This is a genomic window from Chloracidobacterium sp. (assembly GCA_016711345.1).
Lineage (GTDB): Bacteria > Acidobacteriota > Blastocatellia > Pyrinomonadales > Pyrinomonadaceae > OLB17.
The window spans coordinates 3,862,961-3,889,239 of record JADJTD010000001.1 but is presented as its reverse complement, the minus strand read 5'-3'; the positions used below and the strand labels follow the sequence as shown (position 1 = coordinate 3,889,239).

24 protein-coding genes are annotated in these 26,279 nt (G+C 49.0%); 16 read left to right on the top strand and 8 right to left on the bottom strand.

Translation table 11 applies throughout. The annotated features are described in order from the left end of the window. Positions 1-978: 978 nt before the first annotated feature. Positions 979-1,620 carry a hypothetical protein gene (locus IPL32_16460; GenBank protein MBK8467410.1) on the bottom strand — a complete coding sequence of 214 codons (642 nt, stop codon included), beginning with the start codon at positions 1,618-1,620 and terminating at the stop codon, positions 979-981. 111 nt (positions 1,621-1,731) lie between these two features. On the opposite strand from IPL32_16460, the gene IPL32_16455 reads away from it, so the two are divergent. Beyond that, entirely contained in the window at positions 1,732-1,872 is a 141-nt protein-coding gene (locus IPL32_16455) for a hypothetical protein (protein MBK8467409.1), read from the top strand. Here IPL32_16455 and guaB read toward each other — a convergent pair. Together guaB and IPL32_16445 are read right to left on the bottom strand one after the other, a co-directional pair. After that, entirely contained in the window at positions 1,854-3,323 is a 1,470-nt protein-coding gene (guaB, locus tag IPL32_16450) for an IMP dehydrogenase (GenBank protein MBK8467408.1), read from the bottom strand. The genes IPL32_16455 and guaB overlap by 19 nt on opposite strands. Before the next feature lie 71 nt (positions 3,324-3,394). Continuing rightward, positions 3,395-4,081, bottom strand: coding sequence for a helix-turn-helix domain-containing protein (locus tag IPL32_16445; GenBank protein MBK8467407.1), 687 nt, complete (start codon positions 4,079-4,081; stop codon positions 3,395-3,397). A 177-nt stretch (positions 4,082-4,258) separates the two neighbouring features. Between IPL32_16445 and IPL32_16440 the strand changes: the two genes are divergently transcribed. The 4 genes from IPL32_16440 to IPL32_16425 all read left to right on the top strand — a co-directional run bounded on the left by IPL32_16440 (position 4,259) and on the right by IPL32_16425 (position 7,191). After that, positions 4,259-4,654 carry a BMC domain-containing protein gene (locus IPL32_16440; GenBank protein MBK8467406.1) on the top strand — a complete coding sequence of 132 codons (396 nt, stop codon included), beginning with the start codon at positions 4,259-4,261 and terminating at the stop codon, positions 4,652-4,654. 80 nt (positions 4,655-4,734) lie between these two features. Next, positions 4,735-6,471 (top strand): aldehyde dehydrogenase family protein, encoded by a 1,737-nt coding sequence (locus tag IPL32_16435; protein ID MBK8467405.1) that lies wholly within the window; start codon positions 4,735-4,737, stop codon positions 6,469-6,471. A gap of 3 nt (positions 6,472-6,474) precedes the next feature. Next, positions 6,475-6,861 (top strand): zinc ribbon domain-containing protein, encoded by a 387-nt coding sequence (locus tag IPL32_16430; protein ID MBK8467404.1) that lies wholly within the window; start codon positions 6,475-6,477, stop codon positions 6,859-6,861. A gap of 12 nt (positions 6,862-6,873) precedes the next feature. Beyond that, positions 6,874-7,191, top strand: a complete 318-nt coding sequence (locus IPL32_16425; GenBank protein MBK8467403.1) for a BMC domain-containing protein — start codon at positions 6,874-6,876, stop codon at positions 7,189-7,191. Between the two features lie 143 nt (positions 7,192-7,334). Here the strand turns inward: IPL32_16425 and IPL32_16420 are convergent, their stop codons facing one another. Together IPL32_16420 and IPL32_16415 are read right to left on the bottom strand one after the other, a co-directional pair. Continuing rightward, positions 7,335-8,459: a VWA domain-containing protein gene (locus IPL32_16420; protein ID MBK8467402.1), complete on the bottom strand. Its 1,125-nt coding sequence runs from the start codon at positions 8,457-8,459 to the stop codon at positions 7,335-7,337. A 16-nt stretch (positions 8,460-8,475) separates the two neighbouring features. Then, entirely contained in the window at positions 8,476-9,465 is a 990-nt protein-coding gene (locus tag IPL32_16415) for a VWA domain-containing protein (protein MBK8467401.1), read from the bottom strand. A 249-nt stretch (positions 9,466-9,714) separates the two neighbouring features. Between IPL32_16415 and IPL32_16410 the strand changes: the two genes are divergently transcribed. Both IPL32_16410 and IPL32_16405 read left to right on the top strand, forming a co-directional pair. Next, positions 9,715-10,950, top strand: coding sequence for a type II secretion system F family protein (locus IPL32_16410; protein MBK8467400.1), 1,236 nt, complete (start codon positions 9,715-9,717; stop codon positions 10,948-10,950). 22 nt (positions 10,951-10,972) lie between these two features. Next, entirely contained in the window at positions 10,973-12,661 is a 1,689-nt protein-coding gene (locus IPL32_16405; protein ID MBK8467399.1) for a type II/IV secretion system protein, read from the top strand. A 72-nt stretch (positions 12,662-12,733) separates the two neighbouring features. Here IPL32_16405 and IPL32_16400 read toward each other — a convergent pair whose 3' ends face one another. Next, complete coding sequence (locus tag IPL32_16400; protein MBK8467398.1) at positions 12,734-13,648, bottom strand: pyridoxal-phosphate dependent enzyme; 915 nt, start codon at positions 13,646-13,648, stop codon at positions 12,734-12,736. A gap of 81 nt (positions 13,649-13,729) precedes the next feature. Between IPL32_16400 and gndA the strand changes: the two genes are divergently transcribed. Then, on the top strand, positions 13,730-15,142 hold the full coding sequence (gene gndA, locus IPL32_16395; GenBank protein ID MBK8467397.1) for an NADP-dependent phosphogluconate dehydrogenase: 1,413 nt from the start codon (positions 13,730-13,732) through the stop codon (positions 15,140-15,142). Positions 15,143-15,533: 391 nt separating this feature from the next. Here the strand turns inward: gndA and IPL32_16390 are convergent, their stop codons facing one another. After that, entirely contained in the window at positions 15,534-16,403 is an 870-nt protein-coding gene (locus IPL32_16390; GenBank protein ID MBK8467396.1) for a UDP-3-O-acyl-N-acetylglucosamine deacetylase, read from the bottom strand. Positions 16,404-16,562: 159 nt separating this feature from the next. On the opposite strand from IPL32_16390, the gene IPL32_16385 reads away from it, so the two are divergent. The 6 genes from IPL32_16385 (at position 16,563) to IPL32_16360 (ending at position 21,477) form a co-directional block, all read left to right on the top strand. Next, positions 16,563-17,147, top strand: a complete 585-nt coding sequence (locus tag IPL32_16385) for a hypothetical protein (protein ID MBK8467395.1) — start codon at positions 16,563-16,565, stop codon at positions 17,145-17,147. Between the two features lie 2 nt (positions 17,148-17,149). After that, positions 17,150-17,395, top strand: coding sequence for a hypothetical protein (locus IPL32_16380; GenBank protein ID MBK8467394.1), 246 nt, complete (start codon positions 17,150-17,152; stop codon positions 17,393-17,395). After that, on the top strand, positions 17,392-17,790 hold the full coding sequence (locus tag IPL32_16375; GenBank protein ID MBK8467393.1) for an EVE domain-containing protein: 399 nt from the start codon (positions 17,392-17,394) through the stop codon (positions 17,788-17,790). The genes IPL32_16380 and IPL32_16375 overlap by 4 nt, the downstream gene beginning before the upstream one ends. Positions 17,791-17,799: 9 nt before the next feature. Continuing rightward, positions 17,800-19,155 carry a hypothetical protein gene (locus tag IPL32_16370; protein MBK8467392.1) on the top strand — a complete coding sequence of 452 codons (1,356 nt, stop codon included), beginning with the start codon at positions 17,800-17,802 and terminating at the stop codon, positions 19,153-19,155. Continuing rightward, positions 19,152-20,762 carry an acyl-CoA carboxylase subunit beta gene (locus IPL32_16365; protein ID MBK8467391.1) on the top strand — a complete coding sequence of 537 codons (1,611 nt, stop codon included), beginning with the start codon at positions 19,152-19,154 and terminating at the stop codon, positions 20,760-20,762. The genes IPL32_16370 and IPL32_16365 overlap by 4 nt, the downstream gene beginning before the upstream one ends. A gap of 301 nt (positions 20,763-21,063) precedes the next feature. Then, positions 21,064-21,477 carry a hypothetical protein gene (locus IPL32_16360; protein MBK8467390.1) on the top strand — a complete coding sequence of 138 codons (414 nt, stop codon included), beginning with the start codon at positions 21,064-21,066 and terminating at the stop codon, positions 21,475-21,477. A gap of 423 nt (positions 21,478-21,900) precedes the next feature. Here IPL32_16360 and IPL32_16355 read toward each other — a convergent pair whose 3' ends face one another. Then, a complete protein-coding gene (locus tag IPL32_16355) occupies positions 21,901-22,782 on the bottom strand; it encodes a tetratricopeptide repeat protein (GenBank protein ID MBK8467389.1) in 882 nt (293 codons plus the stop codon). 843 nt (positions 22,783-23,625) lie between these two features. Here IPL32_16355 and IPL32_16350 point away from each other — a divergent pair. Together IPL32_16350 and IPL32_16345 are read left to right on the top strand one after the other, a co-directional pair. Then, positions 23,626-25,545, top strand: coding sequence for a hypothetical protein (locus IPL32_16350; GenBank protein ID MBK8467388.1), 1,920 nt, complete (start codon positions 23,626-23,628; stop codon positions 25,543-25,545). A gap of 58 nt (positions 25,546-25,603) precedes the next feature. Next, positions 25,604-26,200 carry a DUF305 domain-containing protein gene (locus IPL32_16345; GenBank protein MBK8467387.1) on the top strand — a complete coding sequence of 199 codons (597 nt, stop codon included), beginning with the start codon at positions 25,604-25,606 and terminating at the stop codon, positions 26,198-26,200. The last annotated feature ends 79 nt before the right edge of the window (positions 26,201-26,279 follow it).

The following is a 26,279-nucleotide window of genomic DNA, read 5'->3' as shown; positions in this document are numbered from 1 at the left end:
CAACGCTATGCAATATGCAAATGTTCCATGCAATTTAAAGTTTCTGTTCTCTTAGCCTGCGGAGCAGGCATAAATATCTTTAGCTACACATGAAGCCGAAGGCGAAATGCGTAGTTTTGTTCGCAAGTATCCGAAGCCTGTGAAACAGGCGAGAGAATAACCCCAGGTTTCGCTATGCTCCACCTGTGGCTAAAGTTATGACGCTGCTCCGCAGCTGAGGACACTGGCGTCAGCGGCGCTGCGAAGATTCGGTTGAAGCAGCTGCACCAAGCCGTGGTTAACGGGGGTCGATCGCTGCAGCAAGATTTAATTGCAGAAACTGCGTCCGTTATAGCGAACTTCGCCAAAATAATGACATATTTCAGGTGGCTTTTTGGGTGTCTCCGATGGCTTTTTGGGGTGTCTCCGATGGCTTTTTGGGGTATCAAAACGGCAAGATCCACTTTAAGCGACTCGCAAATCCTCTATTAGCCAACAAAAATCGATGTTACAGCCGATCCGCAAACTGTCGAGTGCGAAAAACAGCAAAAAAATCACCGATATCGCCGCTCTCCCCATACCCGCCATGATGCTGTTATACTAGAGCCCGCCAAATCGCGATATCTTGTGTAGCCTCAATACTTTCCGAGACTTTGAACGGTAGTGATACCTTGATCGTGCCGCCAACTCTGCGCCATCTGAGATGAGTTGGAACAATTGTTTTACGACTCGATCCTTTAATTTGGCGCTTCTTAATTATCACGTCGTGCACGTGCGATTCATGCAAAACTCCGCCGCGTGGCCCGCTCATACTCATCCATCATCACGCCAACCGAACCTTTTCGATTTGGTTTTTATTGGTCCGTGTATGCCGAGTGTTTCACACGCTCCTTTGCCGCAAATAACATAACCCCACGTTCCGCCAAGCGTCCCGTGAGGCCACAAATATCCCGCCCGCTCCGCAGGCTAAGACTGATCCAGATTATTATGCCCAATCCGTCACCTACTTATCGGTGGTTTTATCGGCTTCAACGTAATGCCATACTCAAACTTAGTTGTGTCCCGTGAAACAATAGTTTGCGTATCACTTATCGTCGTTACTTCTGAACGCTCGCGAGCTGACATATCAACGTTAACGACGAATTTGTCCTCTGATACAAATTTCTTTGGCTCCACCTTGCCATTCTCTTTTTTCGAAAACGTAGAGGTTCGAATTAAGGTAAGACTGTCCTTGTCTCTTTGAACGGCATACTTGGTTTCATCCGCTCTGCTGGTGGAAATAGGGGGGTCTTCAAAACATCGCTTCCACTTGGCTTTGTTTTCTCTGCAATATCGATTCACACCAATTTGAATTGTCTGAAAAATAGAAGTTCTCCCATTCCTCACAACCGTTTCAATGATGCGATAGGTATCTTCTGACTGATATTCGGATATCTTCGTCGTAGAATAAGTCACCTTTCCGTCCGACAAACTCTCGTATGTTACCGTTTCCCTTCGAGGAACAACCTTTTCTGTCGTGGCGTATCCCGATCTAATACCAGCCCAATACTCCTGTTCCGTGATAACCGTGGTTTGTGCCAACGAGAACTTAGTCGCTACTAAAATCGCTATAGCAACTAGGTATGGATGGAATTTCTTCATATTAATTCAAAGCCTCCAGATTATTATTCAGCGCCCCGATCTGTTTTTCCAGCTCGGCGAAGCGGTCGCGGAGTTCCTGGACCTTTTCGGCCAACGGGCGGAAACGCGAGTGTGAACGAGCGTGCACTCTCGCAAGAAGCCTGTATCGAGTCCGCACGCTCCCTAACGGTCGCGTTTCTGCCCGTAACGAGCATCTCCATTTCCTTTCGAGCATTTTACCAGCAGCATGCTGATCAGCTCTCGATCCTGTAATTCGGAGCTTCTTTTGTGATTATCACATCGTGAACATGCGATTCACGCAGCCCCGCAGACGTTATGCGGACGAATTTGGCGTTTGTTTGTAATTCAGCGATTGAGCGGCAGCCTGTGTAGCCCATTCCTGAACGCAGGCCGCCAACTAGTTGGGTGACCATTTCGGCGACGGTGCCTTTGTAGGCGACGCGGCCTTCGATGCCTTCGGGGATGTATTTGGCGTCAACGACAGTGCCTTCTTGAGAGTAACGGTCGCTTGAACCTTGCCGCATCGCTCCTATCGAACCCATTCCTCGATAGGTCTTAAAATTACGGCCTTGGAATAGAATGACCTCGCCCGGAGCTTCTTCCGTTCCGGCAAAAAGCGAGCCGATCATAACGCTGTCGGCTCCGGCGGCGATGGCTTTGGCGACATCGCCGGAGAATTTGACACCGCCGTCGGCAATGACCGGAACGCCCGAGCCTTTGGCGGCATTTACGCATTCGACAATGGCCGTGATCTGCGGAACACCTGCTCCGGTCACGACTCGAGTCGTGCAGATCGAACCCGGCCCGATACCGATCTTTACGGCGTCAACACCGGCTTTAATTAGAGCTTTTGTGGCATCTGCGGTCGCAACGTTTCCCGCAACGATCTCGATCTCGGGAAACTTTGTTCTGACGCTTTTAATCGCGTCGATAACCCGCGAACTGTGGCCGTGGGCAGTGTCGATAACGATCGCATCGACGCGGGAATTGACCAACGCTTCGGCACGTTCGAGAAAATCACCGGTCGCTCCGATCGCAGCGGCACATCGCAGACGGCCAAGTTCATCTTTTGCTGCGATAGGGAAGTTGATTGCTTTTTGAATGTCTTTGACTGTGATCAAGCCCTTCAAATGGCCGTTCTCATCGACGACGAGAAGCTTTTCGATGCGGTGTTTTTGCAGCTTGACCTTTGCTTCGTCAAGCGTCGTTCCGACAGGCACTGTGACCAGCGGCTGCGGTGTCATTATTTCAGAAACTGGTATATCGAACCGTGTTTCAAAACGCAGATCTCTGTTTGTGATGATTCCGGTTAAAAGTCCGTTCTCGTCAACGACCGGCACGCCGCTGATCCTAAATCGTCGCATTATCGCGAGTGCGTCGGACACGAGTTTGTCCTGATGGATCGTTACAGGATCAACGATCATGCCGGATTCGCTGCGTTTTACTTTATCGACCTCTTCGGCCTGCTGTGCGACGCTGAAATTTTTATGTATCACGCCGATGCCGCCTTGTTGGGCAAGCGCAATTGCAAGCGATGCTTCCGTAACGGTGTCCATCGCTGACGAGCAAAGCGGAATATTCAGGTCGATGTTGCGTGAAAAACGCGTGCGAGTGTCGGCTTCGGCGGGAAGCAATTCGGAATAGGCCGGCACGAGCAAAACGTCGTCAAATGTCAGGCCTTCTTGTATTTCGGTGATTTCCATATCTAATAATAAAACAAAAATGCCCGCAAATCACTTCGCGGACATGTAAAAAATATATCTGTAATAATTTGCTAACGTGTTCCGTTCATCGGCTTCATGGAAGTGTTAGCAGGCTTCGAGATAACGGGTGTGTTTGCAGCAGGTTTTGGCTTTTCAGTTATCGGCTTTGTTTTCGTTGGCGAAGCCGCGGCAGCAGATGAATTTGAAACCGTCGCTTCCGAATTAGACAGAGGCGAAGATATCGGGATCTCAGAAGGAGCAACATTCGCCGTTGTTGCCGTGGAGTTTATTTCGACAGGAGTTGCGGTTTCAACTACTGCATTTGAAATGATCTTGTTGTTATCTAAGGTCGGCAAAGCAGGCTGGCTGAAGTAATTTACGAGAAACAAGATCACTCCGGTCATCAACCCGAGAACCACTATCGCCACAATGATCGTCGGCACCATTGAATTGGGCTGATTGTCGTCGGTCAAAACCTGCGGCTTGTAGGTTATTACTTCTTCGACGTCGTTGCCTTCGGTATCGTTCAAAAGCCGCGCATAATCGGCAAGAGCTTCCGCCTCATTGACACCGACATACTTTGCATAGGATTTGATAAAGCCGCGATTGAAAATTCCCCCAGGTAAAGCGCGATAGTCGTCATTGTCAATAGACTCAATGTAAAGCGGAGCAATACGGGTCTGTTCGGCAACCTCACTAATAGGGACACCTTTCGCTTCGCGGGCCGCTCGTAATTTTTCACCAAGAGTTACTGACATTTTGTTTGCTCGGCCGACTTATCAAATACTTGAATAAACAACGCTCGTGACTTGAAATATAGCCCTCGAACGACGACATTGTCAATTGATTTAAGGCTTTTGCGGCAGTTGCATTTTGGCAATCGCGATGACTTATATTACTATCAGTAAGGTAATCCAACATATGAGGAGTAATCAATGAGTTTAGAAGCTTTGGGAATGGTAGAGACCAAAGGTTTTGTAGGTGCGGTCGAGGCCGCCGATGCAATGGTCAAGGCTGCGAATGTTAAACTTGTCGGAAAAGAATATATCGGTGCCGGTTATGTGACGATATTTGTTCGCGGCGATGTCGGAGCCGTTAAAGCTGCTACCGATGCCGGTGCTGCTGCTGCGCGTCGTGTTGGCGAACTGATAAGCGTTCACGTCATTCCGCGTCCGCACGGCGAGGTCGAGCGCGTTTTGCCTAAAGGTGGAGCGGTCGGTTACAGCCCGGATGAAAAAGCGCTTCAGGGCGGCGGCAAACAACTTGGCTCGGGCGGAGCAAACTCCGAAACAACCGGCACTCAGCAGGGGAATAAAACAAAGACAAAGTAACAATTTCGAATAACGAATGTCGAATTCATTCAAAATTCTGAATTCGATATTCGATTTTCGACATTCGCAGTTCTGGGCGTATGGCTGACAAGGATCTGGTTGCACAACAGGAAGCGCGCGACGCGGTTGAGGCCGCGTCGTTTGCCTTTCAGTCTGTGAGTAAGCTGAATCAGATAAGGATCGATGAGATCTGCGAAGCTATGTCCAAAGCTGCTCTTGCCGCCGCCACACGGCTCGGTCAAATGGCTCACGAAGAGACCGGTTTTGGCAAGGCCGAGGACAAACGTGAAAAGAATCGCTTTGCCTCCGAGGACGTTTGGAACTATTTTCGCAATCTCAAGACGGTCGGCGTCGTTTCCGACACCAAGAGCATTGTAGAGATCGCCAGCCCTCGCGGCGTTGTTGCCGCGATCATTCCTTCGACAAATCCGACTTCGACTGCGATCTTTAAGATCATCATCGCAATAAAATCGCGTAATACAATTGTTCTGTCGCCGCACCCGTCAGCCGCCAATTGCATTGCGGAAACGACACGCATCATGAGCGAAGCCGCGATCAAGCACGGCTTGCCTGCGAACGCCATCATCTGCCTCACGACCTCGACCATCGAGGGCACCGAGGCTCTGATGAAAAACAAAAAGACCGCGGTCATCCTTGCAACCGGCGGCACGGGGCTTGTGCGAGCAGCTTATTCCTCGGGCAAACCTGCGTTCGGCGTTGGACCCGGCAATGTTCCCGTATTTATCGAACGCTCGGCGAATGTCGAAAAGGCCGTCGCAGATATTTTGGCGAGCACCTGTTTTGATAACGGAACTATCTGTGCGTCGGAACAATCCGTAGTCGCAGACGCTCCGGTCGCTGCTGAGGTCCGTGCTCAATTTAAAGCTCAGGGCGGACATTTTTTGAATCCGACCGAAGCCGATGCGGTCGCGAAAATTTTGCTTACTCCGCAGCGAACTTTGAACGCTGGCATCGTTGGCAAGTCGGCCAAATTCATTGCTGACCTTGCGGGAGTTTCGATCCCCGAAGGTACGCGATGTTTGCTAGCCGATTGCGGCGGTGTCGGCCGCGATTACCCGTGGTCAATCGAGAAATTGTCGCCGACGCTTGCCTTCTTTGTCGCAGACGGTGTCGAGGCTGGAGCGACTCGCTGCCAGGAAATTTTACAGTTCGGCGGCATGGGCCACACCGCCGGAATGCATACTCAAGACCGTGAAGCAGCGATTCGTTACGGTGGCCAAATGCCTGCGGCACGAGTCATTATCAATTCGCCGACGACGCATGGAGCTATCGGATTTTCAACCGATCTTGCACCCTCGATGACGCTCGGCTGCGGCTCTTGGGGCGGAAATGTTACGTCTGACAATATCTCACCGCATCATTTAATGGACATAAAGCGCGTTGCGTTTGAGACGAAGCCGATCAATAAACAGTCCACAATCAGCGTCAGGCAGGAAGCAGTGAAGAATGAGTATTCTGCTCCAGCGGCTCCACGCAAAGTTCCTAATCGAAATGACATCGCCGCAATCGTAGATGGTTTTCTGAGCAAGAAATTGGCGGAAATGCCGGAGCCCGTAAAAGCTCCTGAACTTCCAAAACCGGTTGTCCAAACGGAAGTCAAAACTGTCGTTCACGATATCACGCCAGAGAAAGCTGTTCAGAAACCTGTTCCGATCGCGACGGTGGATTTTGTCAGTGAAGATGACGTACGGCGGGCTGTCGATAGCGGGCAGAAGATCTATATTTCGAAGAAGACTATACTCACTCCGTCGGCACGTGACCTTGGGGAAGAGAAAGAGGTTTTTGCGCGAGTTTAGACAATGGTTGAGACGGCACTCGAAAAAGCGACTTGCGAAAGGTGCGGTGCTGATGTCCGCGAGAATACGCTGTTTTGTTACAACTGCGGGCACAATTTTGCTGAGTCCGCAAAGCACATGAACGGCACTGCTCCGACTGATTTGTCCGATGAAACTAAGTCCGCCCTCGACGATCTGGCCGCGAGGTTTAAGATAGAGGAGCCTGAACCTGCAGACAAGATGGCGTTGGCTGCGGCGGAACGAAAAAAAGCACGCATCGTTCCAAAACGAAAAAAAGACGAGGTTTGGGAAGGATCGGAAGGGCGTTCCGGTGTAGTGCTTTTCGCCATTTCGCTTTTGATATTTTTGATGGTCGTCGCGGTCGTATTTATAACTGTTTATTGGAAATAAGTTGAGGAAGATATGCAAGCACTTGGAATGGTCGAATGTTTTGGGCTGGTCGCAATGATCGAAGCGGCAGACGCAATGGTCAAGGCAGCAAATGTTACGCTCGTCGGTTACGAAAGGATCGACGCCGGACTTGTCACGGCCATAGTTCGCGGCGAAGTCGGAGCTGTAAAAGCGGCCGTAGATGCCGGTGCCGCAGCAGCGAGAAGAATCGGCACAGTCACTGCGACTCATGTCATTCCAAGACCTCACGAAGAAGTTGACGAAGGCATCTCCGTTTTAAGAACCGGCGAAACCACACGCAAGAAAATTTCAGGCAGCGTCCCTGAGTAGCTTTTTGTTTGCGCGTCCCTGAGAATTTTCACCCCAGAGGCATAAAGGACACAAAGAAAGATGAAAACAGACGATGTTTTCTTGTGCAAGTTTCAGTAGGTGTCTATAAAAGAATCCAGTCGCTACCGCTTACGGTTCCGACTTTATCTTACTCCTGGCGTTGAGGTTGGCTCGGGCACTGAGTTTTGCTTGCCAGAGCCGTCGGCGGTGCGGCCGGCTCGGGTTATGGCGATGCGTTTTTCGGCTTTTGGGCCGTCGGCGACTGTTACTTTGATGCTGCGGTATGTGCCGTCGCGTTTGTCGTTCGAAGGGATATAGCCAATCGAATACTGAGTTCTCAATTCGCTGGAAATTTCTTTTGCGAGGCCCGGAAGAGCGGCCGCGGATGCAGGGAAGTATGCCTTGCCGCCGCTGTCTGTTGCGAGGCGTTCGAGAAATGCCTTAGATTTAGATTGCGGGCTCTTGCCGATAAAGCCGCTTTCTTTGCTCAGCTCATCAACAAATCCGATAACATAAATTTGAACTTCGGACTCACGAAGAAGCTCGAACAACTGCTTTTCGGTATAAAAACTATTACGATCTTCTCCGTCAGAAACCAGAATAAGCGCGCGCCGTTTTCGATCGTCTATCTTTTTAGACTTTTCGTATTCTTCTATGTTTTCAACCGCAAGATAAACTGCATCGATAATAGCGGTTTGGCCGCCTTCTATAAAAAGATTATCCAGTGCATCATTGAGATCGGTTTTATTCGGCGTGAATTCCTGTTCGATGCTGATCTTGTCGCGGCCAACAAATCTGATGACCATTGCTTCGTCTTCAGGTTTGTTTGTGTTCACAAGAATCTTTCCTGCTTCGATAACCTTGTCTAGCTGTTGACGAAGCGAACCGGAATTGTCGATGACCAGCGCGTAGTTTGTCGGCACTTCAGACTTTGAAAAAAAATCTATCTGCTGCAAATTGCCGTCTTCGAATATTTTGAAATCTCGCTGCTGAAGGTTGTTGATAGGACGGTTGTTGCGGTCGACGACGCGGACGTTCATGTTGACGAGTTCGGTGTCGATCTTGATGACCTCATCGTCTTCTTTAAGTATTGGAGGCGTTGGCTTTACGGCTGGAGGCGATGCGGACGGAGATTTGGCCGCTGTTGCCGTCGGAGATGCTAAGGACACACCGACCATCGTTCGTGTTTCCGCCTTGGTTAGTGAATCTGAAACTGAAAACGTGAGAAGAACTGCAAGCGAGATCAGGAACAAGTTTCTTTTCATCATTTATTTACAAAACTCTCTAGCGAGAAGTTGGGGCACTTGGTATGGCATAGTAGCCGTCACGACTGCGAACCGTTAGACGCGGCAACCCTCTTGGGGGTTTGACCTTAACTTTTACTTTACGCCATTTTCCGTTTGGTTGAAAATCTTTTGGCGTGTAGCCGAGCGAATATTGATGCCGCAGTTCCAGAGCGATGCGTTCGAACATATCATCCATCTCAACATCAGTTTGCGGAAAAAAGGCTTTTCCACCCGTTACAGAACTAAGCTCTTCTAAAAACGCTTCGCCTTGGTTTCCGAGAGTACTCGCTGAATCGGCACGATCCATGATTCCGACTGAATAGGCGACGACATCAGTTTCTTTAAGCAAACGCCGCACTTCGCCAAAATTGTAACGTGAATTATTGTCCTGGCCATCGCTGATGATCAACAGAGCCCGCTTTTGATGGCTGCCGCGGGTGACCCGCTCGACGCCGAGATATACAGCATCATAAAGAGCAGTATTTTTATTCGGCTGTACCATTGTCAGTTTTCGCAGGACGGCGTCACCATCGCGTGTACGGTCGAGAAGGAGTTGCGCACGACTGTTAAATCCGATCAGAAAATACTCATCCGACGGATGGCTCGTCATTATGAATCGCGAAAGAGCCTTTTGAGCCTTGAGGATCTTATCACCGCCCATCGAGCCCGAAAGATCGAATATGATCCCGACCGAAACCGGCGCATCGCTGTCGCTAAAAAATTGGATGTCCTGCTCTTGATTGTTATCGGTGATCGTAAAAGCACCTTTGGTCAAGCCCGATACATAGCGGCCGTATAGATCGGTAACTGTAAGCGTTAAAGTGACAAGATCGGTTTTTACCCTGACCGGACGGTCGGGATCATCATCTGGAGTAGACGTTGGTGATGGTGATTGGCCAATAGTAAAAATGGATAAGGAAAATACAAGAGCGAACAATGCCGTAAGCCTCAAGATCGCGTCAAAACGAATATTTTCCAAATTGAGCATATGGTTCAATAACTTATATACCTTAATATACTAGGGAACGAACCCAGTTTCCGCAAGATATTGTTTTGGATGTAACGATAAGCGGCAAGGTTGTTTATGCCGCTCAAAAACTCAGATTGTCGTAAGTGCGCAACTAAAATCGGAGTTTTGCGTGATATAATCTGAAAGTTTGATGCACGCGGCGGCTCAGCCGTAACATTTTTTAGACTGCCGACGAAGAAGTAGATCTCGTCAGCAAGCTCGATAGATATGACTGACTTTATTTGCCGCCTTGGTACGCCTTCCGGCGAAATCATCACTCGAGTCGTCGAGGCATCCGCCGCTGGTGAGGCGAGAGCTCGGCTCGAAAACGAAGGGTTTAAGGTTTTTGCGGTGTCTAGTTCCCAAGAGGGGCTTTCGGCGGTTCTCTCGTTTGGCGGCAGCAAAAAGGCTAAGGTCAAACAGGCTGATTTTCTGCTTTTTAATCAGCAGCTTTCAGCGTTGCTCCGGGCGGGCATTCCAGTTTTGCAGTCGATCGAGCTTTTGAAGACGCGGTCCGCATCGGCGAACCTTCGTGCCGTTTTGACCGATGTCGAAGAAAAGATCAAAAGTGGTGTTCCGTTGTCGGAAGCCTTTGAGGCGCAAGGGCTGTTTCCTAAAATATATACCGCGTCGATACTAGCAGGCGAACGAAGCGGAGCCTTGGACGATGTGCTAGCGCGTTTTGTCGAGTATTTGAAACGCAGTGTAGGCGTTTCGCGAAAGCTACGCGGAGCCCTCGCTTATCCGGCGTTTTTGCTTTTGGCATCGGGAATAATGGTCGCGTTTTTGACGCTTTACATCGTTCCGCGAATGTCCGACCTTTTTAAAAGCTTGGCGGCCAATCGATCACTGCCGACGGTTACGCTGATCGTGCTTTGGATATCGAACTCCGTTATCGACAATATATTTTGGTTGCTTCCGCTCCTGCTTATTGTTGGCTTCGCGATTTATTTTTGGTTAAGGACGACGAGTGGTAAACTCCTGCTTCACAAATTTTTACTTCGCATACCGATCGCCGGACAGTTAATACGCAATATGACCACGGCGCAGCTTGCGCGATCTTTGTCCACGCTGCTTTCTGGCGGCATCACCGTTCCGGATTCGTGGGATATTTCTTCGCAAGCGATAAACAATTTAGAACTAAGAAGACGCAGCCAAGGCGTGCTGCCGCTGATACGCGAAGGCCGCGGTTTTACGGAAGCACTGGAAAAAGCGAATTGGGTGCCGGAACTTGGACTCGATATGATCGGGATCGGAGAAAGGTCGGGCAGCTTGCGGGAGATGCTTGATGAAGTGGCGACGTTTTATGATGCAGAAGCAGAGGTTAGACTCGAGCAGTTTACGACGCTTTTGGAACCGCTGATCTTGTTGTTTATGGCGGGAATTGTGGTGACGATCCTTTTGGCTATCTACTTGCCGATCATTCAAATGATCTCGTCGGGCCCAGCCGGCGGACGGAAATAGTTTTTATTTAGATTGAAGTAACATGAGCGAACAAACACAGACTGAGACAGCTAACGCTACGGGGCCAACCGTGGCGATTGCGGAATTTTTGGATAAGGAACCGCCGGAGGTAGCCGGCGCGAAGCAACTTGCACACAGGTATCGACTGCCTTTCATTGATCTCTTGCCGCCCGAACAACCGTCGCCGGTCGATCATGAGGAATTGGCGAAGATACCGGTCGACCTGATGCTGCGCAATCAATTCGTTCCGCTGCGGCGTGAAGGAAATAATCTGCACGCCGCGATGGCCGATCCTACAAACCTTCAGCTCCTCGATGAGCTTGAGAATGTGTTAAATGTACGCATCGTTCCTTATGTCGCCACCGCCGGAGCGATCGACGTTGTGCTTCGTAAAGGGGATTCGACTCAGCGTGTTTTGGCAGAGGCAGCTTCGACGTTTAAGATCTCGCTCCTAAAGGAAACGGAGGATGGTGAAGAGGTTCTCGATCTTGATCGGCTAGCGTCCGACACCGAGATGTCGCCGATCATCAAACTCGTGGACACTGTACTTTATAACGCCATGGAATCGCGTGCTTCGGATATTCATATTGAGGCAGGCGACCGCGACGTTCGCGTCAAATTTCGTATCGACGGTGCTCTTTATCAAAAAGTCGATCCGATCGATATTTCCTTTCATCAAACATTGATCTCGCGTATCAAGGTCATGTCTGAGCTAGATATTGCCGAACGCCGAGTTCCGCAGGATGGGCGTTTTCGCGTCCGATACAAGGGGCGAACGGTCGATTTCCGTGTGTCGATCATGCCTTCTGCCTACGGAGAGAACTGCGTTATTCGTATTCTCGATAAGGAGCAGATCTCCGAGGAATTCAAAAATCTTAGTCTAGATGTGGTGGGGTTCGATCCCGAAGACATCACCCGTTTTCGCCTGTATATTAAGGAGCCATACGGAATGGTGCTCGTGACTGGTCCAACTGGTTCCGGTAAAACCACAACACTTTACGGTGCTCTCAACGAGATCCGTGCCGAAGAAGATAAGATCATTACGATCGAAGACCCCGTCGAATACCAACTGCAGGGAATCATGCAGATCCCTGTGAACGAGAAGAAAGGACTGACGTTCGCCCGTGGGCTGCGTTCAATCCTTCGTCACGATCCTGACAAGATCATGGTCGGCGAAATTCGTGACGAGGAAACTGCTCAGATCGCTATCCAATCGGCATTGACCGGCCACTTGGTGTTTACGACCGTTCACGCCAACAATGTGATCGACGTTATTGGCCGTTTTATCAACATGGGGGTTGAACCCTATAATTTCGTGTCTGCACTCAACTGTGTTTTGGCTCAGAGGCTTGTTCGGTTGCTTTGTGCGACATGTAAACGATCTTATAGACCTAGCGAAGAGGAACTTCTCGAATCAGGCATTCGCAAAGAAGAAGTTGGTCCGGAACAGTTATTTTTCCGCAGCGTCGGCTGCGACGCCTGCAACCATACCGGCTATCGTGGCCGAACCGCCATTCACGAACTGCTCGATATGTCTGACATCATCCGTGAAATGATCATCGAACGCCGTCCGGGCTCCGAAATTCGTCGCCAAGCTGAAAAAGAAGGACTCTCATCACTACGCGAATCGGCGGTCAAGAAAGTTTTTCTGGGAATGAGCACGCTGCACGAGATCAATCGTGTGACTTTTGTGGAAGAGCTTAAGTCCTGATAATTTTGGCGGAGATTTGCGCGGATCAACGCGGGATAATACATCAATTGATTTCTTATCCGTGTTGTCCGTTTAATCCACGACTAACAATTTTTGATAAACCGTCGGATCTACATTTCCGCCGCTGACAACGACGCAGATCTTTTTATTGCGGAATTGTTCAGCATTAAGCATCAGAGCGGCAAGCGGAAGGGCTCCGGTTGGCTCGCATTTGAGATTGGCGAGGTGGAAATAAAGTCTTGTTGCATCTTTGATCGTTTCTTCAGGCACTTCAAAAATACCGGCGACGTTATTCTTAATAATTTCCCAATTGAGTTTCCCAAGAGAGATCGTTCTGGCACCGTCAGCAATGGTCAACGGCTCGGTATTGTTGGGAATGATGTAACCGGCCTTGAGTGAAAGCGATGCATCGTTGCCAAGTATTGGTTCCGCTCCAAATATCTGTGTTGTCTTATGGTTACGGACTAGACTTAAAGCAACACCTGAGATCAATCCACCACCTCCAACCGGTATAATGAGGGCATCAAAGTCTTTTCCCGCAAGTTCATCGCCTAAGGTTGAGTTGCCGTCAATAACGAATTTGTCGTCATATGGACTAGCAAAATACGCATCCGGCATTTCGGCGGCGAGTTGGGAGACACGCTCGTTCCGTCCTATTTTTGTGGTGTCAACGAGATCGACGGTCGCTCCGTAATTACGGACAGCATCGATCTTGACTTGAGCTGACGTAACTGGCATCACGACCGTGCATTTTTTCTCAAGAAGTTTACAAGCATAGGCTAATGCCTGGCCAAAATTGCCTGACGAAGCGGTTAGTATCTCGTCCTGTTCGACATTCAACGCAAGATTGTAAGCGGCGCGGAATTTAAAGCTGCCGGTATGTTGGAACGTTTCGCTGGCGATAGTAACATCGAGGCCGAGATGATCGCGCAGTTTTGCAGATTCGATAAATGTGGTCGGGCGGATTGCTTCGTGCAAAGTTTTCATCAGGAAAATTTCACCACAAAGACACAAAGAACACAAAGACATGCCTTAGTGTCCTTTGTGTCTTTGTGGTAAAACTCTCTTATGAGTAAAGCACATTTTGGAATGGTCGGCCTCGGTACAATGGGGCGTAATTTTTTACTTAATATTGCTGAACACGGCATCAGCGGTGTGGGTTACGACCTCGATGCCGGTAAACGTTCGCTGCTTTTAGAAGAGGGTGCAGGAATGCCTGTTGATGTAGGCAACGACATCGCGGATTTTATTGCGAAGCTCGAATCGCCACGCAACATTATGATGCTCGTGCCTGCGGGGTCGATAGTTGATTCGGTGATCGCCGATCTGCTGCCGCATCTTGAAACAGACGATCTAATTATTGACGGCGGCAATTCGCATTTCACCGACACCGATCGGCGAATTGCTGAACTTGATGCAAAAGGTGTCGGATTTATGGGAATCGGCGTTAGCGGGGGCGAAGAAGGCGCTCGTCACGGGGCGAGCATCATGCCCGGCGGTCGGCGAGAGTTTTACCACCGCATCGAAAAAACTCTACAGGCCGTTTCGGCAAAAGTAAACGGCGAAGCGTGCGTTGGGTATATGGGTACAGGCTCAGCCGGGCACTTTGTCAAGATGGTGCACAACGGCATCGAGTACGGAATGATGCAGCTGCTCGCCGAGACTTACGATTTCATGCAGCGCGTTCTGCGGATGGCGAATACCGAGATGCACCGGACGTTTACGGAGTGGAACGGTGGCGAACTAAATTCGTTTCTGGTCGAGATCACATCCGAGGTTTTGCGTAAGACCGACCCTGAAACCGGAAATCCGCTTGTCTCAATGATCCTCGACACAGCGGGTCAAAAAGGAACGGGCAAATGGACTTCGCAGGCGGCGATGGATTTTGGCGTGCCGATCCCGACAATCGACTCGGCCGTGACAATGCGTCAGATCTCATCGCAAAAGGCCGTGAGAACGACTGTCGCTGCGAAATATTCCGGCATGAGCACATCCGCGGACCAGAGCCATTCGAGAACCTCGGTTGGCGAACTTGAAGATGCCCTTCTATGCGCATTTATCCTTTCCTACGCTCAAGGCATGTCTTTGCTGCAAAAAGCCTCGATCGAAAGCAGCTACGGACTCGATCTCGCCGAGATCGCACGAATATGGCGCGGCGGCTGTATTATCCGTTCCAAATTCCTCGAATCGATCCGAAAAGCCTATGCGAATGACACAAATCTCGAAAGCCTATTGCTCGATAAACCAATTGCAGATATGTTGAATTCACGTGTCGGCTCACTGCGCAAAACGGTCGTGGCATTCAACGAAAATGGAATTCCTGCAGCGTGCTTCTCGTCCGCCCTCGCTTATTTCGATGCATTTCGTACTGAACGCCTGCCTGCAAACCTTATACAGGCGCAGCGTGACTTCTTTGGCGCGCATACTTATCAGCGGATCGATAAGGAGGGAACATTCCATACACCTGATTGGGAAGGGTAGTATGCCACATCGGGCAGCGAGCAGAACTACTTAACTAGGCGAAGATTTTATTAGTTTCGATGAAAGAACTCCTATGAAATATAGAATCAGTCCGTTAATTAAACCTCCAAAACCTACAAAAAAATAGACTAAGAAACTTCCATTTTCATCTGTTAATATGCCAAATGTTTCAAACAGAATCAAAATAAAAAAACTCCAAGGAGCAGTCAAAATAAGTAGAGCAAATTCAGCCATTATTACCGGTGGTGATACACTATAATCAATAAGACAGTAGAGAACCACGAGCAAATATATTCCAGCCAGAATTAAACCGACTTTAGATCTAACCAATATAGACATCATCATTTCCGAAAGATCCCTATAATCATTTTATGGACGGCATCAGACATAGCTAACACTCTGAATCGATAAATTCGACGATTTCCCACGCATGTTCGGCTTTGAGAAGTTTGCTCATTAGGGAGGCGTGGACGCTGTGGCCGCTTTTTTGGGCGGTGATCTTGCCTTGGATCGGCATTCCTAATAAAGCGAAGTCGCCGATGATGTCGAGTATCTTGTGGCGGACGAATTCGTCGTCAAAACGTAAAGGTGTTTCGTTCAACATGCCGTCGGCGGTGAGGACGATTGCGTTTTCGAGTGAACCGCCGAGAGCTAAGTTGGCTTTTCGCAGGGCTTCGATCTCGTGAGTGAATCCAAACGTCCGAGCCGACGCGATTTCTTTTCCGAACGAGCCGTTCTTAAACACAAAATTCAAATGCTGCCGTTCGATGAACGGATGAGGGAAATCGATCATACAATCGATCTCGTAATTTTCTGCCGGCTCGACGGACATTTTTCTATCGCCGATCTCAACCTCGACTTTCTCAAGTACTCGCAGAACGTGCCGCTTTTCGTTTTGCTCGACGATGCCTCCCTTTGAGATCAATTCCAGAAAGTCTTCGCTCGAACCGTCCATTATCGGGATCTCGATATTGTCCAATTCAATGAAGCAATTATCGATATCGGAACCTCTCAATGCAGATAATAGGTGTTCACACGTCGAAAGCACGACGCCGCGCCGCATCAGCGTTGTCGCGTATGAGCAGTGCGAAATGTATTCGACCGACGCAGGTATCTCGAAATTATCAAGATCCGTACGGACAAAGATGTAACCTGTGTTCGCCGGAGCGTGCCGCAAAGTCATATTGACCTCAACGCCCGTATGCAGGCCAACGCCGCTGACGCTGATCGCGTTTGTTAGGGTTGTTTGATTGATCGCCATCTAAACAAGTTTTATTACAAGAATCGTGCCAGTATTGCAGATCAGGCTTTACATTGAAAATATCAGTTCTGAGGGCTCTTTTGTTGCAAATATGCCACAATGCGGTGGCAGAATTTACTATTTACGCTTCACCATTTACAATTTACTTTTACCTAAGTTATGGCAATCGAAACCGCCGGCCAAAAAGCCGCGAAAGTTACAAAGATACGCATTGAGAATGCGTCAACTATCACACTGCCGAAAAATGTCGATGGCAGCATCAATAAGGTGCTGGATTTTTTACCTATCGAGCAGATACGGGGCATTGAAAAGATCAAGCTAGTCGATTTTATAAACGACCCGCGGCTGAAGAGTATGGACGTGCCTTTGAAAGGCGATCTTCCAGGGCTGTACCATCCGCGACAGGGTAATCAGGCTCCGTGGATGGAGATGTCGATGGGAGCGCTGTTGATGCCAACGGAGACCTTTATCAAAAAGTTCATGGCGAAAAGTTCGTTCAAGGGCAATCTTGCAGGGCTCTTGTTCTCGCTCGTCGGACAGCATTATTTCCTGACACAGAAACATTCAGTAAAACGCAGCAGCCTCGAACCGCAGATAAGGCAGTACGCAGAAAAAAATCTAAAGGTCTGGAGCGAAAAGCAAGCCGAAGGAAGTTGGCGGGCGAAAATATTCAAGCCATTGCGTCCTTATTTAGAGCGCTGGGCAAAGTGGTTAAATAAGAAAGCAGCAGATGCACAAAAGTGAAAATGACGCACCTCACCAATATCATAAAGTTTGTGGTTGGATTAGTGTCAGGGACAATTGGTTTTTTAATTTTAGGGGTGGGTCTGCTCGGTATCATTGATCCGACTGGAACAAAGATGGCAGATGATCCGGATCCTTTTGGCCCAACAGATGGAATAATTACAACTGGAATTATAATAATGGTTGTCGGTCTAGCTTTGATTGCAGGCAGTGGTTATATTCTCTGGAGGATTGATAAGAGCAAATGAACTATTGGATGGTAAAACAAGAGCCCACCGCGTATTCGTGGGATGATTTTGTAAAAGACGGCAAGACTGATTGGACCGGTGTGCGGAATTTCAAAGCGCGGCTTTTTCTTAAGGAAATGAAAAAGGGCGACAAGGTATATTTTTATCATTCGGTTGTCGGCAAGGAAATCGTTGGCATTGCTGAAGTTACTAAGGAAGCTTTTCCCGATCCGACTGACACAGCGTGGCACGCGGTCGAGCTAAAGCCTGTGAAGCCTTTGAAAAAACCGGTCACGCTCGAAGCGATCAAGGCGAATAAAGCCCTGGCGAATATTTATCTCGTTCGCCAGCCGCGATTTTCCGTAATGCCGCTAAACAAGGACGAGTACGAAGAGATCCTGAGCATGTCGAAATAAGAGCAAACTATGCTAAAAGACGCCGTAGCCTATTACCACGAACTTCTTAACGATGCAGAGCTGGCATCGGCTTCGCAAAAGCTGCTTGACGAAGGGCTGGAAAGTTCGAAACTTATCTTTGGAGGCCGTCGATTGACGCCCTATCTAAGGCCGCATTTTGTGATGGAAAGCGACTGGTCAAAGATCGTCACGACTTGCGAAATAGTTTTCGGAGCGTTGCAAAAGGTAAAAGACGCAGCCATTGAGAGTGACGAGATACTCGACGAACTTGGTGTAACCGAGATCGAGCGTGAGCTGGTAAAGATTGATCCCGGTTACGAACACGTCTCACCAAACGCGCGGCTCGATTCTTTTCTTACTGACGACACTTACAGCTACGTTGAACTGAATGGCGAAAGTCCGGCGGGAGTGGCTTATGCGGACTCGGCGACTGCGATCTTTGAAACCTTACCGGTGATGAAAAAATTCAGTGAAAGGTACCGAGTCAACACTCTCGAAGGCCGCTCAAAAATGCTTGACGTGCTGCTTCGGTGTTATGAAGAATTCCTTGGCTGCAAGCCTGTCCGCAAGCCTGTAATTGCCATCATCGACCTGAAAGATCTTCCGACGTTGAAAGAATTTGAGTTGTTCAAAGAGTATTTTGAATCACAGGGATACATATCGGTCATCTGTTCACCTGACGAGCTTGAGTTCAACGGCTCACGCCTCTCATGCAAAGGCACTGAGATCGACATCGTTTACAAACGGCTGCTAGTTAACGAATATTTGCCGATCATGGCAGAGCAACCGGCGTTGCTTGATGCATATCGGGCAGGCACGATATGCATGGTCAATAGTTTTCGCAGCAAATTGGTCCATAAGAAAGCTATCTTTGCTGTGCTTACTAATGAAAAGTACTCATACCTTTTCAATGGTTATGAATTAAAAGCTATAAGTGCTCATGTGCCCTGGACGCGAAAGGTTCGCGATGGACAGACTGAAAATCGCGGCGAGAAAATTGATCTGGTTGAATGGATCCGTTCGAATTCCAGCAAGCTAGCGCTAAAGCCGAATGATGATTACGGGGGGCACGGTATTTTTCTTGGGTGGACCTGTTCGCGGTCCGAATGGGACGACGCAATTAAAGTGGCTTTGGCTGACGGCGATTATCTAGTTCAGGAGCGCGTCAAGACTGCCAAAGAACAATTTCCGATGTTAATCGATGACGCCGGAAATTGGGAGTTGACTGAGCAGCTTGTCGATCTGGATCCGCTATTATTTCTTGGCAAAGTTGGCTCGGCGTTTACGCGGCTTTCTTCGACGGAATTGGCAAATGTTTCGTCGGGCGGCGGAATGGTGCCGACATTTATCATCTCTGAAAAATGAAACTTTCCCAGACTAAATCACGACTGCGTTTACTAACAGACGAATACGTTCGTCTTGAGAAAAAACTGCTGCTTGGCGGCGGGCCGGCTAAAATAGAAAAGATTCACTCGCAGGGCAAGTTGACGGCGCGCGAACGTATTGATCTGCTGCTTGACAAAGATACGTATCGGCAAGAGATCGGGTTGCTTGTCGCGTATGACCAATATGATGGAGCGGCTCCGGCGGCGGCAGTTGTTACTGTGGTTGGCAAAGTGAAAGGCCGTGAATGCGTTGTAATCGCTAACGATGCGACGATCAAGGCGGGTGCTTGGTATCCTGAAACGATCAAGAAAATTCTTCGTGCGCAAGAGATCGCTATGCGTAATCGTGTGCCGATCATTTATCTTGTGGATAGTGCTGGCGTGAATTTGCCGTATCAAGGCGGTGTGTTTCCGGGGCAGTACGGCGCGGCGCGGATCTTCTATTACAACTCAATAATGCGGCGTTATTTGAAGGTGCCGCAGATCGCTGCTGTGATGGGGATGTGCGTTGCGGGCGGAGCATATTTGCCTGCATTGTCGGATGTTATTTTGATGGTTGAAGGCACTTCTTTTATGGGCCTTGGCGGTGCGAATCTGGTAAAAGGGGCGACCGGTCAAACTATTGATAACGAAACACTTGGCGGTGCGATGACGCACAATGCCGTTTCGGGTGTTGCTCATTACCGTACGAAAAACGACAAGGAATGCCTCGAGAAAATTCGAGCGTTAGTTACCGAATTACCTGAAAAAGAACCGAGCAGAGTTTCCGTCGCAAAGGTCAAAAATCCAAAGACCAAGATCGAAGATCTGTATGATCTGTTGCCGTCTGACCATCGTGCTCCGTATGATATGCATGCTGTTCTGAAGACTTTTCTGGACGACGGCGAGATCGACGAGTTTCAGGCGGATTTTGCTAAGGAAATGATCTGCGGCACGGCTCGCATCGGTGGAATTCTGGTTGGGGTTATTGCTAATTCGCGTGGCATGTCAAAAGGCAAACCGGGAACTCCGCCGCGTTTCGGAGGGATTGTCTATACCGAATCAGCCGAGAAAACTGCCTACTTTATTGAAAATTGCGATCGTCACGACACGCCTTTGTTGTTTGTGCAGGACGTGTCGGGATTTATGATCGGTGCCGAAGCCGAGCATAGCGGGATCATTCGTGCGGGAGCCCATTTTGTCGAAGCGATGGCGACCGCCAAGGTGCCAAAGATCGTGCTAACCATCAACCACGCCAGCGGTGCGGGCTATTACGCGATGGCAGGGCAAGGTTTCGATCCGGACTTTATTTTCTCATTGCCGACCGGTCGAATGGGCGTGATGGAAGGGGACAGCGCCGTTCAAGCGATGTTTGGAACGCAGCTCGAAAAGCTCAAAAAAGAAGGGAAGTCGCCTGACGCCGCACTCGAAGCTGAAATGGACAAGGTCCGCACAACCTACGACCGCGAACTCGACGCCAAACACGCCGCAGCACGAGGTTTGGTCGATGCGATCGTTACGCCTGACGACGTTCGCGAAGCGTTGATACTGTCATTGCAGACTTGTCTTAACACCTCCGCTCCTCACATCGGAGCCTTCGTTTTGTAGCACGGTGGCGCTTAGAAAACGCGATATCATCCAGTAAATCATTGGCTTTCGTCGAGACGGGAGCCTATTTTGCCATCATTTTGCCATCGGTAACCCTCAAAAAGCCATCGGACGACCCCAAAAAGCCATCGGAGACACCCAAAAAGCCATCGATATTTTCCGGTTTTTGACGATTTTTGGTGTATGGCGAGTATGGCGTTTTCTTTAACTATGGAAGCCGGAAAAGGTAAGAATGCGCGGGCCTGCGAAAAATAAGTCTTGACAAAGATGAAAAGCTGTGTTATCTATAAAACATAACATTATGCCAGCAAACTTAGACAGAAAATTTGAAAAATTCCTTGGCGGGCCAATCGAGCCGCCTGAGCAGCGCATCCACGTGTCGATCGACAGTCGGAATGTCATCTCGTTGAACGCGAAGAGCTACAGTATGATCGGCAAGCCGGTCGGAGCCTGGCTTCACTTTAGCCGCGTGGATGACACGATCGCGATCGAGCCGGTCGACAGTCTGATGCTGACCGGTGTGTTTCCGTTCCGTGCGAACGGCTCAGGACGTTACCTTAATGCCGCATCGTTCTGCCGCAATTTTGGAATCACTCTCGACACGACGTTTCGGTTTCTCAGCCCGGAATTTAAAGACGGAGCTCTTCACCTCAAAATGAAAGAAACCATCGTCATCGCCCGCCGGCGTAAGTATCAAAGAAAACCAAAGGCGTGATCGCAAACGTTCACTGCATTTTTGTTCTGCGCGCGGAAGCCGTAAAAGCTAAACTGGATTTATTCCACGATACAAGAAAAGATGCTTGTCCGACGGCCGCTTAGTGCAACAGGGACGGAATTTACTTCCGGATTATATAGCTAACCACGTACTGTCGAAGTTTTGGACGATTGTTTTTTAGGAATTCGGCATAATCTTGAACGATGCCCTCGTCAGGATTTGACAACAAAACAAAAGCTTCAAGGACACCTTCGGTATTCATATTAGCAAGCAATTCGATTTGTTTGTTCTGCGACTTCTGAGATGTTGAGGCAGCGACCACAGCTCGAAGAGCTTCGACCTCTTCCTGCAGGCTATGTCTATACTCAGTTTCTTTAGGAAATGACTTGGTGAACTTTTCTCGCTTCCAGGTTTCTCTCGCGGCTAGATACGCCAACCAGGGACGTGTTGAAGCGTCTTCAATATTGATCGGATTCTTAGGTACGGCCTTACCACTTTTTCGAAGGTGATTTCTGGAACATCTATAACCGGGTGGCCCAGCTTTGCACCAGTGGCCTCTGCCCATTGGCCAATACCTCGCGAGGACATTTTATTATACGGCTCAGTAATGTAGGCTTCGATATATCTATCGCGGGCGACATCGTACTTCTTCTGCTTCATCAACGGAGTACCCGAATATCGATAGGCCGTTTCACGATTTGGGTCGATGGCGATCCCTCGCTGATACCATTTTTCAGCATTTTCCCAATCGCTTTTCGCCGTATAAGAGTCACCTCCGTACAAAGCCGCTTGATAGATCTTCGGATCCAAGGTCAACGCCATTTCATATTTCTTAATTGCTTCATCATATTTTGACTGGGCAAAATAATTTTCTGCCTCGACCATATACTTCTCCGCATCCTTGTTCAACGAATAGGCAGGCTTCGCGGCGGGCACCGCTTTGCCGCTCAGAATGGCGATCATCTCATCATTCTCTTGATTCTCAAAGCCTAGTTCCTTAGCCTTAATAAACCGGTCCAAAGCCTGGGCTGAAAGCTTCTTTGCCTCATTAGTATCGCTTGTTTGTTTCGACTTTGCGACCAGGCCCCAACCATACATAAAATGCAGCTCAGGCTGGTCCGGTATGGCCTTAAGAGCCGTCTCAACATAGGGCATTGCTTCGATAAATCTCTCCTGCTCAAATAGTTTTAGCCCCTGAACCACCGCTTCGGCGACCTCCCGCTCGGTCTGGGCGTTTAAGGAAACGAAAGCGGCACAAATGAAAGCGATAGACGCGAAGAGACGCAAAAGAGAATTGTTTGTCATAGTATTGTTATCCTTGGTATTATTGGTGCATCAACCACGCACCAAGTTGCTCCGCACCAAATACTGCTTCTGTGTATTTTTCTTTGCTGAAACCCAAGATTCTTAGCGGAATAATACATCAATTTTGATTTAAAGCAAGCGCCTCTTCGTTAGAAGACGTTTTGTGAAAGGCAGTTAGAGCATGGTCAACCTAGAAGCAAAAAAGCCCGCCAGCAGATCTGCTGACGGGCTTTTTTGGTTAAAGTAAAAACTAATTAGTAGCTTCGGCCGCCGTAGCCGCCGCCTGATTCGCCGCCGTAGCCTATTATTGGCAATCTTTTTGACTTGATGTATCATCGGAGTGTCGTGTTCAAGAGGTTCAGACAAGCATTCTTTGTAGTTGTGACGTGCAGTTTACTGTTTGCGTCAAGTGTTGCGGCGTGTGCTTGCTCACACCACATTGAGAAAAAGATCGTAAAGGCGGACTGTCATTCTCACGTTCAGACAGCCGACTCCACACAAGTTGATGCTGATCAAAATGTCTGCGATAAAAATTGCATTTGTGCAGTTGGACAGACATCGTTTTACATTGTTCTCACAGCGTCCAGTAAAGAATTCAAATCGACCGACGAACTGGCGAATGCTGCTCACGTCCTTGCAGAAACCGAATTTGTAGCCAGCGATAGCTTTACCGAACCGCCTCCGTATTTTTACAAGAGCGTTTCTTATTCATCCAGACTCAAATCGCTTTTGCCCGCGCGCGCACCTCCGCGCCTGTAAACCAATAGAAACAACTCGTTTTTCTTCGACTCAATCATTATCGGTTGAGCGATTGTTCATTGATCTACAGACACGGAGATAGTAGTGAAACAATTCATATTTTTGATGATCCTGGCACTCGCGTTGAGTGTTCAGGTATTCGCACATCAGCCGTTTACGCTTGTAAGCAGCGAAAAGAAGATGCTCAAGGACACTGACCTCGCTACGGTCACAAAGACCCGCACCATGGGCAAGGTCAGTGGCTCTAATATAACTTTTACAGAAAATGAGATCAGGCTCGTCGTTTTCACCGGCCCTGAGGAAGATATGCTTTCGTATCGCATACAAGGCATAAGAAACGCTACTCTTGTCGTTCCCTCGGGAGCCACACTCAAAGTGTTGTTTGTCAACGTTGACGCCGATATGAAGCACGACGTGCGCTTTGGCCATATTACGGACGAGTTTAAGGCCAGCCCTGCTATAACGGAAACCGCTGGCTCAGCAAAACTTTCGCCCGTCGCAGACGGAACGATCCAGGCCGAGGAGCTTGTGATCAAGGCAAACGAAGACGGAATGTTTAAGTACTTCTGTTCGGTGGGCTCTCACGCGAAAGGCGGAATGTGGGGCAATATCGCCGTCGGCATCACGCCCGAGCCAAACATGAAGATGCCAGAAAAGATTAAGCACGTTCATCAGCCGGGCGAAGACCATCCCGAACTGATGCCTACAAATCCCGGCGAGAAAAAGCCGGACGCGAAATCTACAGCGACTCCGCACGACATGACCGGAATGAACCACGATGACATGAATATGAAAATGTCATCGGTCACCAACATCGGCGATCCGATGGAGAGGGAGAGCTCAGGCACTGCCTGGGCTCCCGATTCGTCGCCTGTGTATGCAAAGATGAAAATGACGGAAAGCGGCGGCATGTGGATGTTCATGGGAACGGCGTTCCTGCGTTACACACAGATCGGCTCGACGCGTGATGTTTCCGTTGCGGGAAAAGGCAGTAAAGCAAAAGCCGATTTTCCGACGATGTTCATGGCAATGTATTCGCATCCGATAGGCGAAAAGTCCCAATTCGGATTTCGTGCGATGGCAAGTCTCGATCCGATCATTGAGCAATCATTTGGTTATCCGCTTCTTTATCAGAGCGGTGAGCAGTTTCGCGGACTGCCTTTACACGACCGCCAACATCCACATGATTTTATCTCAGAATTAGCAGTGACCTTTTCGCATAAGTTTGACGATAAAAAGTCGTTTTTCGTCTACGCCGGATATCCTGGCGAGCCAGCACTGGGGCCTCCGATGTATCTTCACCGCACGTCAGGAATGAACAATCCCGATGCTCCGATCGGACACCATTGGCAAGACGCTACGCATATAACTTACGGCGTATTAACGGCCGGATTTTCATTCGGCAGAGCCAAGATCGAGGCTTCTGCTTTCAACGGCACCGAGCCGAATGAGAACCGCTGGAACTTCGACAAGCCCAGACTTAATTCCTTTAGCGGGCGATTCAGCGTAAATCCGACAAAGAACGTGTCTTTCCAGATCTCTCACGGTTACCTTAAAAATCCTGAACCACTTGAGCCTGAAATTCGCATCCTTCGCAAGACAACGGCTTCTGCGATCTATAACAAGAAGCTTGACGATGCTCGAAACTGGGCGACTTCGTTCGTCTGGGGACAGAACTATGCGAACGCCGAACGATCAAATTCGTTTCTGTTCGAGAGCAATTATGATTTTTTCAAGAACGCGATCTTCGGACGGATCGAAACGGTAAAGAAAAGCGGGCACGACCTCGTTCTCGATCATTCGCTCGAGGACGAGCAGTTTTGGGTGCAGGCATTTTCGTTTGGCTACGTTCGTGATATCGTGCAAGGCAAGGGCATCGATGTTGGTCTCGGCGGAATGGCGACGATCAATCATAATCCGCAGACACTTGCTTCGGTTTACGGCGGCAGAACTCACGGCGGTTGGCAGCTCTTTACGCGGTTCAGGCCGTCCAAGCATAAATAAGGAGTAAGGTATTATGTACAGAATATTTTTGATGAGTGTCCTTTTGACGTTAGTTTGTATGTCAGCATGTGGCGGGAAGGCGGAGGTCGCTAAATCCGATACCGAGATCGACCACAGCAAGATGGATCATTCAAAGATGGACCATTCCCAAATGGATCATTCGACAAAGACTAGTTCGGAGAATGCGGCAAACGCGCCTTACGATCTGCAATTTCTCGATACCATGATCGCTCATCATCAGGGAGCGGTTGATATGGCCGAACCTTGCGGAGCGAGAGCCGAACACGCCGAGATCAAAACGCTTTGCGCAAACATTATTACGAGTCAGCGAAAAGAAATTGCGGACATGAAAGCGTGGCGTGAAAAATGGTTCCCCGGAGCTGCGCCGGCGATAAACATGGAGATGGCAGGGATGGCCGACTCAATGAAAGGCATGGATATGAAGAAGCTCTCCGCGTCGAGCGGCAATGATTTTGATCTTGAATTCATTCATCAAATGACACCGCACCACAAAGGTGCCATCGTGATGGCCGATGAAGCAATTAGAAAATCCTCGCGAGACGAAATAAAGAAAATTGCGAAAGAAATACTGGCGGCCCAGCAATCAGAGATTGACCAAATGGCCAAATGGCAAACTGCATGGAGTAATAAATGAATATTTTATAATGTCTCTTTCTGCACCCGATTCAAAAGTTCCTGAAAGGGATACAGACGAGGCTTTGATGTTGGAGCTG